We start from the raw sequence: 14,609 nt of genomic DNA, 5'->3' as shown, positions 1-14,609 counted from the left end.
TCCCGGGGCCCGACCGCCCGGAAGGAGGAGAACCGATGACGACCCTGGCCGGAGCAGCGCTCCCGACCCTCCCGTCGACCCTGCCCGGAACCGCGGCGCCCGTGAGGATGTGGCTGCCCGAGCAGGAGACCGAGCCCGCCGCCCTGGACCAGCTGCGCAACATCGCCTCCCTCCCCTGGGTGCACGGGGTGCGCGTCATGCCCGACTGCCACCTCGGCAAGGGTGCGACGGTCGGCTCCGTCATCGCGATGCGCGGCGCGGTCTCCCCCGCCGCCGTCGGCGTGGACATCGGCTGCGGGGTCGCGGCCGTGCGCACCGACCTCGTCGAGGAGGACCTCGAGGACCTGGGCGCCCTGCGCTCGGCGATCGAGCAGGCCATCCCCGTCGGCTTCCACGAGCACTCCGCCCCGGTCCCCGCCGGGACGCTCACGCGGATCGGCGCCCGCGCCGGCCTCGACCGGTTCTGGGAGGGCTTCGCGGCCCTGCCCGAGAAGGTCCAGGACCGCGAGGGCAAGGCCCGCCGCCAGCTCGGCACCATGGGCGGCGGCAACCACTTCGCGGAGCTGTGCGTGGACTCGCGCGACCGCCGCGTGTGGATCACCCTGCACTCCGGCTCCCGCAACATCGGCAAGGAGGTCGCGGAGGTCCACATCGCCGCGGCCCGCGGCCTCGAGCACAACCAGGCCCTGCCCGACCGGGACCTGGCCGTCTTCCTCGCCGACACCCCGGGGATGGACGCATACGTGCGCGACGTGCACTGGGCGCAGGAGTACGCCTCCCGCTCACGCGCGATCATGATCGGCCTGCTGCGCGAGACCGTGGCCGCGCACTGGTCCGCCCGCGGCCGCGAGGTCGGCTTCGACATGCCGGTCAACTGCCACCACAACTACGTCTCGATCGAGGAGATCGACGGCGCGGACATGGTCGTCACCCGCAAGGGCGCGATCTCCACCCGGGAGGGCGGGCTCGCCCTGATCCCCGGGTCGATGGGCGTGGGCTCGTACATCGTGCGCGGGCTCGCGAACCCCGACTTCTGCTCGGCCTCGCACGGGGCCGGGCGCCGGATGAGCCGCACCGCGGCGAAGAAGGCGTACACCCGGGCGGACCTCGTCGCCCAGACGGAGGGGATCGAGTGCCGCAAGGACCGCGGGGTGATCGACGAGATCCCCGCGGCGTACAAGGACCTGCACGCAGTCCTGCGCTACCAGTCCGACCTGGTCGAGCCGGTGGCGCACCTGCAGACGGTGCTGTGCGTGAAGGGATGAGCGGCCGATGAGCAGGCCGGCGCGCCCGGCGAGGACCCCGGGCCCGCCGGCCCGGAGCTGACGGAGAGGAGGCGGTGGGCATGGGCATCGTGAAGGTCTACAACAAGGGCTACGACCCCGGCACGGGGATCGGCGAGCTGCTGCACACCACCTCCGTCCGCCACGCCTTCGGCATGATCCGCCGCGGCGTGGCGGACCCCGTCGAGCTCATGCTCGCCCCCGACGACCGGATCGTGCCCACCGCCCTCGAGCTGACCCGCGAGCTGAGCGGTGCGTGGGTCGAGGGCGGCGGGCAGCGCTCGGTCGGCTTCTCCTTCCGGGCCGTCCACGAGCGGGACCACTGGACCTGCGCCTACTGCGGCCGCAGCGTCTCCAAGAGCCCGGCGATCGAGGCGCTGCTGGCGACGGTCGACCACATCATGCCCGTCTCCCGTGGCGGCGAGTCCTCGTGGCTGAACCTCGTCAGCGCCTGCAAGGAGTGCAACAACCGCAAGGCCGACCGCACCCCCGAGGAGGCCGGGATGGCCCTGCGCTTCGAGCCCTACGACCCGGCGGTCGCGTACCGGGTGGGCGGGCACGTGGAGCTGATCCCGGTCGCAGGCTGAGCGCGCCGCCTCACCGCCACCGCGGCAGCTCCGCGGGCTGGAAGACGATGCGGTCGCGGGCGTCGCCGCTGCGCAGCCCCGTCTCGTAGAGCACGCCGACGGACTCGTCGTCCAGCATCACCATGTCGGAGTAGCCCGAGCGGTTGTACGTCAGCGTCGCGGCGGGGGTCCAGCTGTCGCCGCCGTCGGCGCTGACGAACAGGCCGAGGTTCTTGCGCAGCGTCCCGTGCTGGGGCGCGGCGTAGACGAGGCGGTCGCCGGCCTCGCCCTCGGCCTGGGAGGCGTTGACGATCGAGCCCTGCACCTCCGGGGTGGTCAGCAGGTCGCTCTGGTAGGCGAAGGCGTCCGCGGTGAAGGTCTCGCCGCCGTCGGTGCTGGTGGCCACCGACCGGGAGAACTCGCGGGTCTCCTCGCTCTTGGGCCCCTTGCGGCTGCGGCCGATGGCGTACAGCGTGCCGTCGTCCGTCTCCTCGACGCCGACCTCGGAGAAGTGGTCGGCATCGGCCGGCATCGGGGCGGTGGCCCCGAGCGTCCAGGTGATCCCGCCGTCGTCGCTGTAGGCGAGACCGCCCTGGGCGCGCGCGGACTCGGCCGTGTTCACGAAGTTCACCCCGGCGACCAGGCGGCCGGCGTGCTCGCCGTGGGTGATCTCGATGCCGTGCTGCGGCCCGGTGGCGTACCAGCCGTGCGTGGGGAAGCCCGGCTTCAGCTGCGCCGTGAGGTCGACGGCCTCCGACCAGGTGCGGCCGTGGTCGTCGCTGTACTGCACGAAGGGCCGCCGCTCCGCGCGGGAGCCCTCCACGTTCCAGGTGCTGAGCAGCACGATCCTCCCGGCGTGCTCGCCGCGGGTGATGAGGATCGGCACGGGGTTGCCGCGCGTGGCCCCGAGGTCGCGGCCCCACGGGTCGCCGGCGAGCACCGTGCGCAGGCGCGACCAGGTGCGGCCGTCGTCGTGGCTGCGGCGCATGACCAGGTCGATCGAGCCGTCGTCGTGGCAGAACGCGGTGCCGTGCGCACGGCGCGCCTCCGCGAAGGCGATCAGGCTGCCGTCTCCCGCCCGGATCACGGCGGGGATGCGGAAGCACTGGAAGCCCTCGGTCCCCTTGTCGAACACGGTGACGCCGTCGGTCTGCTCGGGCCAGTGGTCGCTGGTGCCGTCGCCGGGATCGGCGCCGCCCATCGGGAGGGCGAGGGCGAGGATCGCCCCGGCGGTCATGAGCTGGGTGAACATGGGATTCCCTTCGTCGGTGCCCGGGCTGCGGGCGGGTGAGGAGGCGGAGGCGGTCGGACCGGGGTCAGCCCTTCACGGCGCCGGTCAGCACGCCCTTGGCGAAGTGGCGCTGCAGGAACGGGTAGATGAGCAGGATCGGCACCATGGAGACGACGAGGATCGCCATCTGCAGGGAGGACTGGGGCGGCAGGTTCTCGGTGGCGAGCTCGGCCTGCCCCATGGCGGCGTCGTTGACGACGTAGGTGCGCAGGACCAGCTGCATCGGCCACTTGGCGGCGTCGGAGATGTAGAGCAGGGCGGTGAAGAAGCTGTTCCAGTACCCGACGGCGTAGAAGAGGCCGACCACGGCGAGCGGGGCCTTGGACAGCGGCAGGACGATCCGGGCGAACACGCCCCACTCGCCCGCACCGTCGATGGTCGCGGACTCGGTGAGCTCGGCGGGGATGCCCTGGAAGAAGGACCGCAGCACGATCACGTTGAAGCCGCTGACCATCGTGGGGATGATGAGCGCCCACAGGCTGTCCAGCAGCCCGGTCTGCTTGACCACCAGGTACACCGGGATGATGCCGGGCGAGAACAGCATGCCGATCAGCACCACCAGCAGGACGGGCCGGGCCAGCACGAAGTACGGCCGGCTCGTGGCGTAGGCCAGCAGGCAGGACACGAACAGGCTCAGGGCCGTGCCGACGACCGTCACCCCGATGCTCACCCCGAGCGCCCGGCTGACCACTCCGCCGCTGAACAGCGCCCGGTAGGCGGACAGGTCGATGCCGCGCGGCAGCAGGACCAGACCGCCGGCGGCGCTGATCTGCTCGCGCGGGGCGAGGGAGGTGGACACCACCGTCAGGAACGGGACGATCACCACCAGGCACAGCACGCCCAGGACGAGGATCTTGATCGCGTTCTCGATCGGTCCCGGGGCGGCCTGCCCGTGGACCAGGGCTCTACTTCTCGCGCGCGGCATAGACGCCTGCCTCTCCGAACATGTGGGCGAGCTTGTTGGCCCCCAGCACGAGGACCACGCCGACCACGCTCTTGACCAGTCCCACGGCGGTTGCCATGCCCCAGTCCCCGCCGATCACGCCGCGGTTGTACACATAGGTGTCCAGCACCTCGGATCTGGCCAGGCCCACGGCGTTCTGCTGGAGCAGGATCTGCTCGAACCCGACGGTGAGGGAGGTGCCCAGCTGGAGGATGAACAGCAGGATGATCACGCTCTTCATCCCCGGCAGGGTCACGTGGACCAGCTGGCGCCAGCGTCCGGCCCCGTCCACGGCGGCGGCCTCGTAGAGGTCCGCGCTGATCGCCGAGAGCGCGGCGAGGAAGATGATCGTCGCCCAGCCGGTGTCCTTCCACAGCACCTGCGCGAGCAGCAGGGGGCGGAACAGCTCCGGGTTCCCGACGATGCTCAGCGCGTCCCAGCCGTGCGAGCGCAGGAAGGAGTTCAGCAGCCCCGAACCGCCCAGCAGCTGCTGGAACAGCGCCACCACGACCACCCAGGACAGGAAGTGCGGGAGGTAGAGGATGGACTGGACGAGCCTCTTGATGCGCTCGCTGAGCAGCGAGTTGAGCAGCAGCGCCAGCACGATCGGCGCGGGGAAGACCAGCACCGCCTGCAGCCCGGTGAGGATCAGCGTGTTGGCCAGGGCGTTGAGGAAGGCGGGGTCGCCCTCGGTGATGACCCGGAAGTTCTCCAGGCCCACCCATGCGCTGTCGCGGATCCCGCGATAGGGCCGGTAGTCCTGGAAGGCGATGACGTTCCCGAGGACCGGCAGGTAGTGGTAGATCGCCAGCACCAGGAACCCCGGCAGCGCGAACAGCACCAGGATCCGGTCGCGCCAGAGCCTCTGCCAGAACCCCGGCCTGCGGCGCACCGGTGCGGGCGCGGCCGCCGGGCCCGTCCGAGGCGGGGAGGGGTCGGTGAGGTCGCCGCGCACGGTCTTCGCGCGCAGGGGCGCATCGGTCCTCGACACGCTGCTCACGCGCCCTCGGCGGCCTCGTAGGCCTCGGCGAGCTCCTCGGCGATCGCGGCGCCGCCTCCCTCGCGCCAGGCCGCGACCACGTCCGGGTACTCGGAGATGGACCGGCGGCCCTGGACCATCTCGCTCATCGCATCCCACACCGGGGTCTCGATCTCGGCCGCCTTCTGGTCGCGGGTGGGCGAGTACAGGCCGTAGCCGTCATCCCGCGACAGCGCGGCGGCCATGCGCTCCTGCACCCCGACCTGCCGCTCGGGGATCTCGGGCCGTCCCGGGAAGTAGTACGCCATCGGCGCATCGCAGATGTACTGCAGGCCGATGCCCGTCTCGAGCACTCCGCGCGAGGTGGGGATCGGATCCGTGCCCTCGAGCTCGAACTGCTGGCCCCGGATCCCGAACTTCTTCATGAGGTGCTCGGCCGTCCCGAACGGCGCGGCGAACCAGTTCGCGACCGCGAGCAGGGTCTCGACCGAGTGCTCGGACGCCGCCGAGAACCCGGTGATGCTGTTCAGCGCCCCGCCGAGCCACTGCACGGCCTCCGCCCCCTGGTAGGGCGGGGCGACGATGCCGCCGACGGAGAAGCCGTCCACGGCGATGTTCTCCGACTCGTACTGCGTCCACGCGACGAAGGAGTCGTAGTCCAGGGCGGCGCGGCCGCCGGCGAACCACTCCTTGCGGGTGGAGGCATTGGCGAGGAAGGCGTCGGGGTTCAGGACCCCCGCCTCGAACAGGGCGAGCTGCGCCTCGAGGCTCGCGGTCATCGCCTCGTGCTCGATGTAGTGGGTGAAGGCGCCGTCCTCGCCGCGGTGCCAGCCGTTGGGGATCCCCGCGGCCATGTTCGCGATGTTGCCGGGCATCCGGGTCAGCGCCCAGGTGCCGCCGGCGGGGTCGGTCAGCTCCTGGCACAGGGCCACGAACTCGTCCCAGGTCTCGGGCTGCACGTCCGGGTCCACGCCCTTGGCCTCCAGCAGGTCGCGGCGGGTCAGGACGGCGAAGTTGCGGGAGAACAGCCGCGGGACCGGCACCCCGAAGATCCCGCCCTCGGCCACGCAGCCCTTCCAGTACTCGGGCCCGAGGTTGGCGAGGTACGGGTAGGCGGAGATCGCGTCCCCCGCCAGGTGCTCGGTGAGGTCCATGCAGGTCGCGGAGAGCAGACCCGGGAGGTCCGGGGTGGACATCGGGATGTTGATGAGGTCGGGCAGGTCGCCGCTGGCGATCGTGGTCTGGAACTTCGCCTCGTAGTCGGCGTTGGGCGCCATGTCGATGTGCAGCTCGGAGCCGATGGTCTCCTCGATCGCCTGCCAGAACGGGTTCTCGCCCCGCTGCGGCGGGATGGCCCCGGGGATGTTGGTGATGAAGGAGATGGGCCGGCCGTCGCCCGGGGGCTCCTCGATGCCCGCCACGGGCTCGGCCGGATAGCTGCGGAAGCCGTCCAGGAGGATGTCGTCGCCGACCCAGTCCGGGGTGACGCCCTCGAACTTCGTGTACGTGGGCATCGGGGCCGGGCCGCCGCCGGACTCCGCCGGGCCGCCGCCTCCGCTGCCGCAGGCGCTCAGCGCGCCGATGGAACCCAGCGCGGCCGCACCGCCTGCCAGCGCGCCTCGTCGCGTGATCTGGACCATGGGGTCTCCCCTCGTCGTGTCGGGTCCCGTCCTCGTCGACGGGCCGTGCGGCCACTATGACATGGGATGTCCACCCCGACAACCCCTGGCGCACACCCCCGTCCACCGACGAGGCCCAGCCCCCACGTCCTGGCCCGCGACCAGCAGGTTGACCCAGTCTGCCGCCAGATCTGCACGTCAGGCACCGAGCATTTCCGTGGATCGGAGGTCGGTCCTTGCCAGCCGAAAAGGGGTCTGACATAGTACGTCCCATGATCGAAAGTGGTCCTGGTGCTCCGCCCCCCCTCCTCGTCGCTCCCTCCGCTCGTGCCGGGGATCGAGCGCCGCACGGTGCTGGCCGCGCGCGAGCTCGGCGTCGCGGCCGTCCGGATCCCGGCCCTGCTGCGCTGCCGCGACGGGCGGATCGTGGTGTTCGCGGAGGCGCGGCGCGAGGGCGCCGGGGACACGGGGCCCATCGAGGTCATCGCCCGCACCTCGGCCGACGGGACCCGCTGGGCAGACCCCGTCGTGGTCGCGACCGCGCCCGGCCGCACCATGGGGAACCCGGTGCCGATCGAGGCGGGGGACGGCGCGATCGTGCTGCTGACCACCTCGAACGATGCCGCCGTGCACGAGGCGGAGATCCTCGCGGGCTCGGTCCCCGCCGCCTCCGGCCGTCGGGTCCACCTCACGCGGCTGTCCCCCGACCTCGCGCGCATCGGCACCTGTCAGGACCTGACCGACCAGGTCAAGGACCCCGCCTGGGACTGGTACGCGACCGGACCCGGGCACGGCGTCGCCCTCGCGGACGGTCGCCTCGTGGCCGCCGCGAACCACTCCCGGCGCGACCCGGACGGGCGGCCGCACTACGCGGCCCACGGGCTGCTGTCCGAGGACGACGGGCACAGCTGGAGCATCGCCTGGACCGCCCGCAGCACCGCGGAGGCCGCCTCCCCCAACGAATCCGCCCTCGCGCTCGCCCCGGCCGATGGCGCACCGGAGCTCCTGGTCACCTGCCGCAGCGAGGATCCCGCCGGCCCGAGGACCCGGAGCATCGGCCGGATCGACCCCGCACTCCTCCGCGCCGGCACGGCCCTCGAGGCCACTGGCCGCTTCGCGGCGCTGGCCGGCTTCGCGGGCCCGCGCATCCAGGCGGGGCTCGCCGCCGCGCCGCCGTCCCTCCCCGGGACCGGGCCACGGGGCGGGTCCGGGGAGGCGGCCGCACCGGAGGCGCTGCTGAGCGCTCCCGTCCGTGCCGCAGCACGGCGCGACCTGGTGCTGCATGCGATCGCCGGATCCGCCTGCCGCCCCCTCGCCCTGCTGCACCCCGGCCCCGCCGGCTACTCGGACCTCGCGGTCGCCGACGGCGAGATCCTGGTCCTGGTCGAGACCGGCCAGGAGCGCACCCACGAGCGCATCGACCTGCTGCGCGCCGACCTCGCGGACATCGCCGCGGCCGTCCGACCCGCCCCCTCGAAGGAGCAGACCCCATGACCACAGACCTGGGAACAGGCGTCATCATCCCGGCCATCACCCCGCTGGACGAGGCCGGGGAGGTCGACGCGGAATCCCTCCGCGGCCTCCTGGACCATCTGCTGGGCCACGGGGCGCACGGCGTGTTCGTCCTGGGAACCTGCGGCGAGTTCGGGTTCCTCACCGATGCGCAGCGCGAGCAGGTCGTCGCGACGACGGTCGAGCACGTCGCCGGGCGCGTCCCGGTGCTGGTCGGCGTGAGCGACACCGGCACCGCTCGGGCGATCGCCCAGGCCCGCCGGCTGCTGCCCCTCGGGGCGGATGCCGCCGTCGCCACCGTCCCCTTCTTCGCCGAGACCGGCGAGGCGGAGATCGCCGAGCACTTCCGGCGGCTGAAGGAGGCGATCGGCCCGGTGCCGCTGTTCGCCTACGAGAACCCGCCGCGGGTGAACGGGACCTCGATCCCCGTGCCGCTGGTCCTCGACCTCGCCGCGGAGGGCGTGCTGGCCGGCATCAAGGATTCCTCCGGGGACACCGACCGTCTCGTGCGCACCCTCGCCGGGCGCGACGCGCGGGGACTGAGCGGCTTCCGGGTGCTCTCGGGCTCGGAGGTCGAGGCCGCCGCGGCACTGCGGGCCGGGGCCGACGGCCTGGTCCCGGGGCTGGGCAACGTCGACCCGGCGGGCTACGTCGAGCTGATGGGGACTGCACGCACCGACCCCTCCGGCTCCGATGCGCTGCAGGAGCGCCTGCGGTCCCTGTTCGCGATGGTCGCCATCCCCACCATCGCGCCGATGGGCGGCAGCTCGCGGGCGCTGGGCGCCTTCAAGGCGGCCGCCCGCCTCCTGGGCGTGATCGCGCAGGATCGCTGCGCGGTGCCGTCCGTGCTCTACCGGGACGCCGACCGCGACCGCGTGGCCGCGCTGCTGGCGGCCCACGGGCCCGTCCCGGCGGCGGCTCGTACAGTTTCCCCATGAGTTCCTCCCCCGCGCCGCCCGGCGCAGCCCGCTCCCGCAGCAACCAGGAGCGGCTGCAGGACGAGATCAAGCAGCTGATCCTCACCCGAGAGCTGCACCCCGGCGACGCCCTGCCCACCGAGAGCGAGCTCATGGAGCTGCTGGGCACCTCCCGCAACCCGCTGCGCGAGGCGATCAAGGCGCTGCAGGCCCTCGGGTTCGTGGAGGTCCGCCACGGCCACGGCACCTACGCGGGGGCGCTGCCGCTGAGCCCCCTGCAGGACTTCCTGTCCTTCCGCCTGCGCCGCTCCCTCGGCACGGACCTGCGCGAGGTCGCCGATCTGCTCCAGCTGCGCGAGGCCCTCGAGGTCGGGATGGCATCGGACGTCGTCCGCACCCACCTGTCGCGCGGCACCGAGGAGCTGGGCGCCATCGTCGCCGCGATGCGCGCGAAGGCCGACGCCGGGGAGTTCTTCCCCGACGAGGACCTCGCCTTCCACGGGGCGCTGTACCGCCCCATCGGCAACGGCATGATCCAGGAGCTGCTGGAGGTCTTCTGGAACACGTTCCACCTCATCGATCCCGAGCTCCCCGGCCCCCACTACTCGCCGTCCGAGGCCTGGGCATGGCACGACGGCCTGGTCCGCGCCCTCGAGCGCGGCGACGTGGACCTGTACCGCTCCCGCATGCGCGAGCACTTCGACGGCATCCGCATCCGGATCTCCCGGGCGGCGCCGTCCCGCGAGGACGCCGGCGCCCCGTAGGCGGCGCCGTCGCGGAGCATCATCGCCCTCGCGACGGGCCGCTGAGCCGCGACGGAGCCCTGGGCGCTGCGGCGCAGGTCCGCTCCCTCGGACTCAGGCCTCCGCCCCGGCGGGCAGGAAGTCCAGCGGCGCCTCGCGGATCCGGCTGAGGGCGAGCTCCACCGCGCCGCGCACGATCACGTCACGGCCCAGCCCGCTGGCGACGAGCTCGGGGAACGGCGGCTGGAACTGGGCCTCGAGGATGCTGCGGGCGTGGCCGAGCACGGGACCGATGGCCGCGGCGATGCCCCCGGCGACCACGACCTTCTCCACGTCGAGGATGCTCTCGAGCACCATGGCGATCTGGGCGATGCGGCCGCCGAGCCGCCGCAGGATGTCCTCGGCGAGGGCGTCCCCGTCCCGGGCCGCGGCGAACACGGCCTCGGCGTCGACCTGGTCCAGCGGCAGCCGCCGCAGGACGGAGGGGGCGTCGCTGCGGCTCAGCTCCGTCTGCGCCCAGCGCCGTGCGAGGGCGCCGACGCCGTCCGCGGAGCCGAGGTCGAGGTCGTCCTCGCGCACGAGGAGGTCGAGGAAGCGCATCTCGCCCGCGCCCCCGCGGCCGCCGCGCAGCAGGCGCCCGTCCACGACGAGGCCGGCGCCGAACCGCTCGCCCGACAGCAGCGTCGCCACGTTCCGGCCGGGGTTCGCCGCCTGCTCGGCGAGCGCGGCGAGGTTGGCGTCGTTCTCGAGGACGACGAAGCCCTCGAGGTGGTCCTGGAAGCCGGAGTTCATCATCGTCCAGAAGATGTTCTGGTCCTCCGGGGAGCGGCCCTCGGCATCGACCGGGGCCGGGATGCCGACCACGGTGATCAGCAGGGAGCTCGCGGCGACGCCGGCGTCGGCGAGGACGCCCCGGATCAGGTCGCGGACGATCACGACGCGCTCGTCGCGGTCCACCTCGGAGGGGTCGACCCGGCGGTGCTGGAAGGCGAGGACCTCGCCGTGGAGGTTCGCGACGGCCGCGGCGAAGCGGTTCTCCCCGGCGTCCACGCCGACCACGGCGCCGACCCCCTCGCGCAACCGGTAGCGCCGCGCCGGGCGGCCCCGCTGGGAGAGCCCCGCGACGCGGCTGTCCTCGATCTCCTCGAGCCAGCCGGCCGCGACCAGATCCCCGCACACGCCGAGCACCGTGGCCCGCGTCAGACCGCTCGCGGCCATCGCCTCGGCCGCCGTGAAATCGGTGCTGGCCAGCGCGAACCGCAGCAGCAGGCCGGTGTTGATCCGGCGCAGCAGCCGGGGCGACCGCGCCGTGCTCTGAGTCATCCCTTGACGGTACCCGAGACAGCCGCCATACTTCCTGCAGAACTTAAATCTAAGGTCTATATCTTCTCCGTCGAGCACCTCGCGCGCCCCTCGGAGGAGAAGACCGGAACCGCCGGGCGGAGGTTTCCGCTCCGGTGACCAGGACCGCCGCCTTCGGCCTAGGCTGGCGCTCCCGGTCGGCGCTGATCGGCAGCCCGCCCTCGACCGGGGCGGCCGCCCCGGCTCCGGCCACGACCGACCCGCCGGGCACCGCCCGGCCCGACCGATTCGGCCGCACGGCCGGTCCATCCAGGCTCCCGAGCCCACCACCCGAAGGAGACGACGGTGTCACCCTCTCCCCTCTCCCGACTGCAGACGAGCCGGCGCGGCCTGCTCGCCGCAGGCGGGGCACTCGCTGCGACCGGGCTCGCCGGCTGCGGCGCCTCCGGTCGCAAGGACGTGACGTTCTACCAGTCCAAGCGAGAGATCTTCGACCACATCAAGATGCTGCTGGCGGAGCTCGACGCCGCCCAGCCGCAGTACCGGTACGTCCATGACGTCGCATCCAACCTCTCGGCCGGCTTCGCCCGGCGGAACCCGCCGGACGTCGCCCTGCAGAACTACAACCTCGAGATGTCGCGCTTCCGCGAGCGCGGCGGCCTCTCGGACCTCTCCGACATGGAGGAGGCCTCCCGGATCCGCGACGACATCAAGGACCTCGCGGACTGGTACCCGCCCTACCCCGGCCGCACCAGCGTGCTGCCGTGGTCGGTGGCGGGAGCGGCCGTCATCTACAACCGGGCCATCTTCGATGAGCACGGGCTGAGCGTCCCGACCACGTGGAGCGAGTTCACCGCTCTCTGCACGGAGCTGCAGGACGCCGGCGTAACCCCGATCTACGGCACCTTCGCCGACGCGTGGACGCTGAACCAGGGCATGTTCGACTACACCCTCGGCGGGATGATCGACGTCCGCACCTTCTACGAGCAGGTCACGGAGATCGGCGAGGAGGTGGGCCCGAACGCGGAGCACTCGTTCTCGAAGGACTGGCAGGAGCCCATCGCCCGCATGCTCGAGCTGCTCCCCTTCCACCAGGACGACGCCCCGGCCCGCACCTACAACGAGGGCAACACCGCGATGGCCAACGGCGAGGCGGCCATGCTGCTGCAGGGCCCCTGGGCGCTGCCGGAGATCGCCAAGGCGGAGACCGGCGCCGAGATGGGGATGTTCCCGCTCCCGGTCACCGAGGATCCCGCGGATCTCAAGATCCGCGTGAACATCGACCTCGCCCTGTGGATCCCCGAGGCCGCCGACCAGCCCGAGGGCGCCCGTGAGCTGGTGAAGTTCTTCATGCAGCCGGAGGTCCAGGACACCTACAACGTGGACTTCCTGTACCTGGGCACCACCAAGGACGCCCCGCCGGCTACCGATCCGCGGATCGTGGAGATGCAGTCCTACTACGACGAGGCCCGCTACTACATGGGCGCCTCCCAGTTCATCCCCAACACGATCCCGTGGGCGAACTACCTCCAGGCGATCGTCTTCGGAGAGAAGCCCGAGACCATGCTGGCCCGCCTCGACAGCGACTGGGCCAGCCTCGCCTACCGCGCCTGAGCGCCCCACCCCGCACCGGACAAGGAACACCCATGTCAGAGACGACATCGACGCCTCCGCGCGCGAGCACGCCTCAGCGCAGCTCCGCGCCTCCGCCCAAGGAATCCCCCAACTCCCCCAAGATCGACCCGATCTACTACTTCTTCCTGTTCCCCGCCCTCCTGGCGTTCACCCTCGCGATCACCGTCCCGGCCATCGTGGGCTTCGGGTACTCGTTCACGAACTCGATCGGCTTCGGGGACTGGGAGTTCACCGGGATCCGCAACTACATCGCCGTCTTCCGCGACGAGGGCATCGTCGGGGCCTACCTGTTCACCCTCGGCTTCGCCCTGGTGACGGTGATCATCACCAACGCCATCGCGTTCTTCCTGGCCCTCGGGCTCACGGCGCGGATCCGCTTCCAGCGCACGCTGCGCACCGTGTTCGTCCTGCCGATGGTGATCTCCGGCATCATCATCGCCTACGTGTTCAAGTTCCTGTTCTCGAACACCGTGCCGGCGATCGCCCAGACCCTCGGCATCGATGCGCTGTCGCAGTCGATCCTCGCCAACGAGAACCTGGCCTGGATCGCCCTGGTGATCGTCCACGCCTGGTCGACCATCCCGCCCGCGCTGCTCATCTACATCGCAGGCCTCGTCACCGTCCCCGAGGAGGTCTACGAGGCCGCCTCGATCGACGGCGCCTCCCCGGCGAGCAAGCTCTGGCACATCACCCTGCCCCTGGTCTCCGGGTACGTCGTCATCAACACGATCCTCGGCTTCAAGGGCTACCTCAACGCCTACGACATCGTCGTCGGCCTGACCGACGGCGGCCCCGGCGTCGCCACCCGCACGGTCGCCATGTCGATCATCCGCGGGTTCGAGGGCGGCGACTTCGGATACCAGATGGCCAACGCCGCCGTCTTCTTCGTCATCAGCATCATCATCGCGATCTTCCAACTGCGCCTCACCCGCGGGAAAGCGAGCTTCGGATCATGAGCACCGCCTCCACCTCCACGGCGCCGCGCCGGATGCGGGCCAAGGTCCGCTACAACGTCCCGGCCACGATCATCCTCCTGGTCTGCGCCATCACCGTCGCGATCCCGCTGTTCGTCACGATCAACATGTCGCTCAAGACGACGGCCCAGGCCGTCGACGGCCGGGCGTTCACCCTGCCGGCGCCGCTCTCCGGGGACGCCTTCGCCGAGGCCTGGAGCCTCACCGACCTCCCGCGCGCCCTCTCGGTCAGCATCTTCATCACCGCCATCGCGGTGGTCGGCGAGATCGTCATCTCCTCGCTCGCGGCCTATGCGATCGTCCGCAACTGGCACCGACGCCTGTTCCGCTGGTCCTTCTTCTACCTGCTCGCCGCGATGTTCATCCCGTTCCCCGTGGTGGCGCTGCCGCAGGTGCAGATGACCGGCATGCTGGGGCTCGACAATCCCGTCGGGGTCGCCGCCCTTCACATCGTGTTCGCCCTCGCGTTCAACACGATGCTCTTCACCGCGTTCCTCCGGTCCATCCCGATCTCGCTGGAGGAGTCCATGCGCATCGACGGCGCATCGACCTGGCAGGTGTTCTGGCGGCTGATCTTCCCGCTGCTCGGGCCGATGTCCGCGACCGTCGGCATCTTCGCCTTCCTGCAGTCGTGGAACGACTTCATGATGCCCAGCCTGATCATCTCCGATCCCCGCCTGCAGACGGTCCCGGTGCTCCAGTCGATGTTCCAGGACCAGTTCAGCAACAACTACAACGTGTCCTTCGCCAGCTACCTGATGGCGATGGCGCCGGCCATCGTGGCCTACCTCCTGGCCCAGAAGTGGGTCATCTCCGGCCTCACCCAGGGCGCTGTGAAGTGACCC

13 protein-coding genes are annotated in these 14,609 nt (G+C 71.7%); 8 read left to right on the top strand and 5 right to left on the bottom strand.

Annotated elements, in window-relative coordinates:
• Positions 1-35 precede the first annotated feature (35 nt).
• Positions 36-1,265, top strand: coding sequence for an RtcB family protein (locus tag BF93_RS05170; protein WP_051486539.1), 1,230 nt, complete (start codon positions 36-38; stop codon positions 1,263-1,265).
• A gap of 80 nt (positions 1,266-1,345) precedes the next feature.
• Complete coding sequence (locus tag BF93_RS05165; protein ID WP_038370970.1) at positions 1,346-1,870, top strand: HNH endonuclease; 525 nt, start codon at positions 1,346-1,348, stop codon at positions 1,868-1,870.
• A gap of 10 nt (positions 1,871-1,880) precedes the next feature.
• Here BF93_RS05165 and BF93_RS05160 read toward each other — a convergent pair whose 3' ends face one another.
• From BF93_RS05160 to BF93_RS05145, 4 genes are all read right to left on the bottom strand, one after another.
• Positions 1,881-3,101 (bottom strand): sialidase family protein, encoded by a 1,221-nt coding sequence (locus BF93_RS05160; protein ID WP_051486538.1) that lies wholly within the window; start codon positions 3,099-3,101, stop codon positions 1,881-1,883.
• Between the two features lie 64 nt (positions 3,102-3,165).
• Positions 3,166-4,065 (bottom strand): carbohydrate ABC transporter permease, encoded by a 900-nt coding sequence (locus BF93_RS05155; protein WP_038370968.1) that lies wholly within the window; start codon positions 4,063-4,065, stop codon positions 3,166-3,168.
• Positions 4,046-5,083: an ABC transporter permease gene (locus BF93_RS05150; protein ID WP_332248906.1), complete on the bottom strand. Its 1,038-nt coding sequence runs from the start codon at positions 5,081-5,083 to the stop codon at positions 4,046-4,048. The genes BF93_RS05155 and BF93_RS05150 overlap by 20 nt, the downstream gene beginning before the upstream one ends.
• A complete protein-coding gene (locus tag BF93_RS05145; protein ID WP_038370967.1) occupies positions 5,080-6,702 on the bottom strand; it encodes an extracellular solute-binding protein in 1,623 nt (540 codons plus the stop codon). The genes BF93_RS05150 and BF93_RS05145 overlap by 4 nt, the downstream gene beginning before the upstream one ends.
• Before the next feature lie 270 nt (positions 6,703-6,972).
• Between BF93_RS05145 and BF93_RS05140 the strand changes: the two genes are divergently transcribed.
• The 3 genes from BF93_RS05140 to BF93_RS05130 are packed head-to-tail and all read left to right on the top strand — an operon-like array spanning position 6,973 to position 9,874.
• A complete protein-coding gene (locus BF93_RS05140) occupies positions 6,973-8,175 on the top strand; it encodes an exo-alpha-sialidase (protein ID WP_198025350.1) in 1,203 nt (400 codons plus the stop codon).
• Positions 8,172-9,131, top strand: coding sequence for a dihydrodipicolinate synthase family protein (locus BF93_RS05135; protein WP_038370963.1), 960 nt, complete (start codon positions 8,172-8,174; stop codon positions 9,129-9,131). Before BF93_RS05140 ends, BF93_RS05135 begins: the two co-directional genes overlap by 4 nt.
• Positions 9,128-9,874 carry a FadR/GntR family transcriptional regulator gene (locus BF93_RS05130; RefSeq protein ID WP_038370962.1) on the top strand — a complete coding sequence of 249 codons (747 nt, stop codon included), beginning with the start codon at positions 9,128-9,130 and terminating at the stop codon, positions 9,872-9,874. Before BF93_RS05135 ends, BF93_RS05130 begins: the two co-directional genes overlap by 4 nt.
• A 93-nt stretch (positions 9,875-9,967) precedes the next feature.
• Here the strand turns inward: BF93_RS05130 and BF93_RS05125 are convergent, their stop codons facing one another.
• Positions 9,968-11,176 carry an ROK family transcriptional regulator gene (locus BF93_RS05125; protein ID WP_038370961.1) on the bottom strand — a complete coding sequence of 403 codons (1,209 nt, stop codon included), beginning with the start codon at positions 11,174-11,176 and terminating at the stop codon, positions 9,968-9,970.
• A 324-nt stretch (positions 11,177-11,500) separates the two neighbouring features.
• On the opposite strand from BF93_RS05125, the gene BF93_RS05120 reads away from it, so the two are divergent.
• From BF93_RS05120 to BF93_RS05110, 3 genes are read left to right on the top strand one after another with little or no spacing between them, the layout of a single operon-like run.
• Positions 11,501-12,769, top strand: coding sequence for an ABC transporter substrate-binding protein (locus BF93_RS05120; protein WP_038370960.1), 1,269 nt, complete (start codon positions 11,501-11,503; stop codon positions 12,767-12,769).
• Positions 12,770-12,801: 32 nt separating this feature from the next.
• Positions 12,802-13,746 carry a carbohydrate ABC transporter permease gene (locus tag BF93_RS05115; RefSeq protein ID WP_038370959.1) on the top strand — a complete coding sequence of 315 codons (945 nt, stop codon included), beginning with the start codon at positions 12,802-12,804 and terminating at the stop codon, positions 13,744-13,746.
• Positions 13,743-14,606 (top strand): carbohydrate ABC transporter permease, encoded by an 864-nt coding sequence (locus tag BF93_RS05110; protein WP_038370957.1) that lies wholly within the window; start codon positions 13,743-13,745, stop codon positions 14,604-14,606. Before BF93_RS05115 ends, BF93_RS05110 begins: the two co-directional genes overlap by 4 nt.
• The last annotated feature ends 3 nt before the right edge of the window (positions 14,607-14,609 follow it).

The sequence above is a fragment of the Brachybacterium phenoliresistens genome (genome assembly GCF_000576425.1).
In the GTDB taxonomy this organism is placed as follows: Bacteria; Actinomycetota; Actinomycetes; order Actinomycetales; family Dermabacteraceae; genus Brachybacterium; species Brachybacterium phenoliresistens.
The sequence above is the reverse complement of the archived record's forward strand: the minus strand, read 5'-3'. Positions and strand labels throughout refer to the sequence as shown.

Bases quoted from the DNA above. Each gene is read 5' to 3' on its own strand.
- BF93_RS05170 (WP_051486539.1), top strand. From the start codon at position 36: ATGACGACCCTGGCCGGAGCAGCGCTCCCGACCCTCCCGTCGACCCTG.
- BF93_RS05165 (WP_038370970.1), top strand. From the start codon at position 1,346: ATGGGCATCGTGAAGGTCTACAACAAGGGCTACGACCCCGGCACGGGG.
- BF93_RS05160 (WP_051486538.1), bottom strand. From the start codon at position 3,101: ATGTTCACCCAGCTCATGACCGCCGGGGCGATCCTCGCCCTCGCCCTC.
- BF93_RS05155 (WP_038370968.1), bottom strand. From the start codon at position 4,065: ATGCCGCGCGCGAGAAGTAGAGCCCTGGTCCACGGGCAGGCCGCCCCG.
- BF93_RS05145 (WP_038370967.1), bottom strand. From the start codon at position 6,702: ATGGTCCAGATCACGCGACGAGGCGCGCTGGCAGGCGGTGCGGCCGCG.
- BF93_RS05135 (WP_038370963.1), top strand. From the start codon at position 8,172: ATGACCACAGACCTGGGAACAGGCGTCATCATCCCGGCCATCACCCCG.
- BF93_RS05130 (WP_038370962.1), top strand. From the start codon at position 9,128: ATGAGTTCCTCCCCCGCGCCGCCCGGCGCAGCCCGCTCCCGCAGCAAC.
- BF93_RS05125 (WP_038370961.1), bottom strand. From the start codon at position 11,176: ATGACTCAGAGCACGGCGCGGTCGCCCCGGCTGCTGCGCCGGATCAAC.
- BF93_RS05115 (WP_038370959.1), top strand. From the start codon at position 12,802: ATGTCAGAGACGACATCGACGCCTCCGCGCGCGAGCACGCCTCAGCGC.
- BF93_RS05110 (WP_038370957.1), top strand. From the start codon at position 13,743: ATGAGCACCGCCTCCACCTCCACGGCGCCGCGCCGGATGCGGGCCAAG.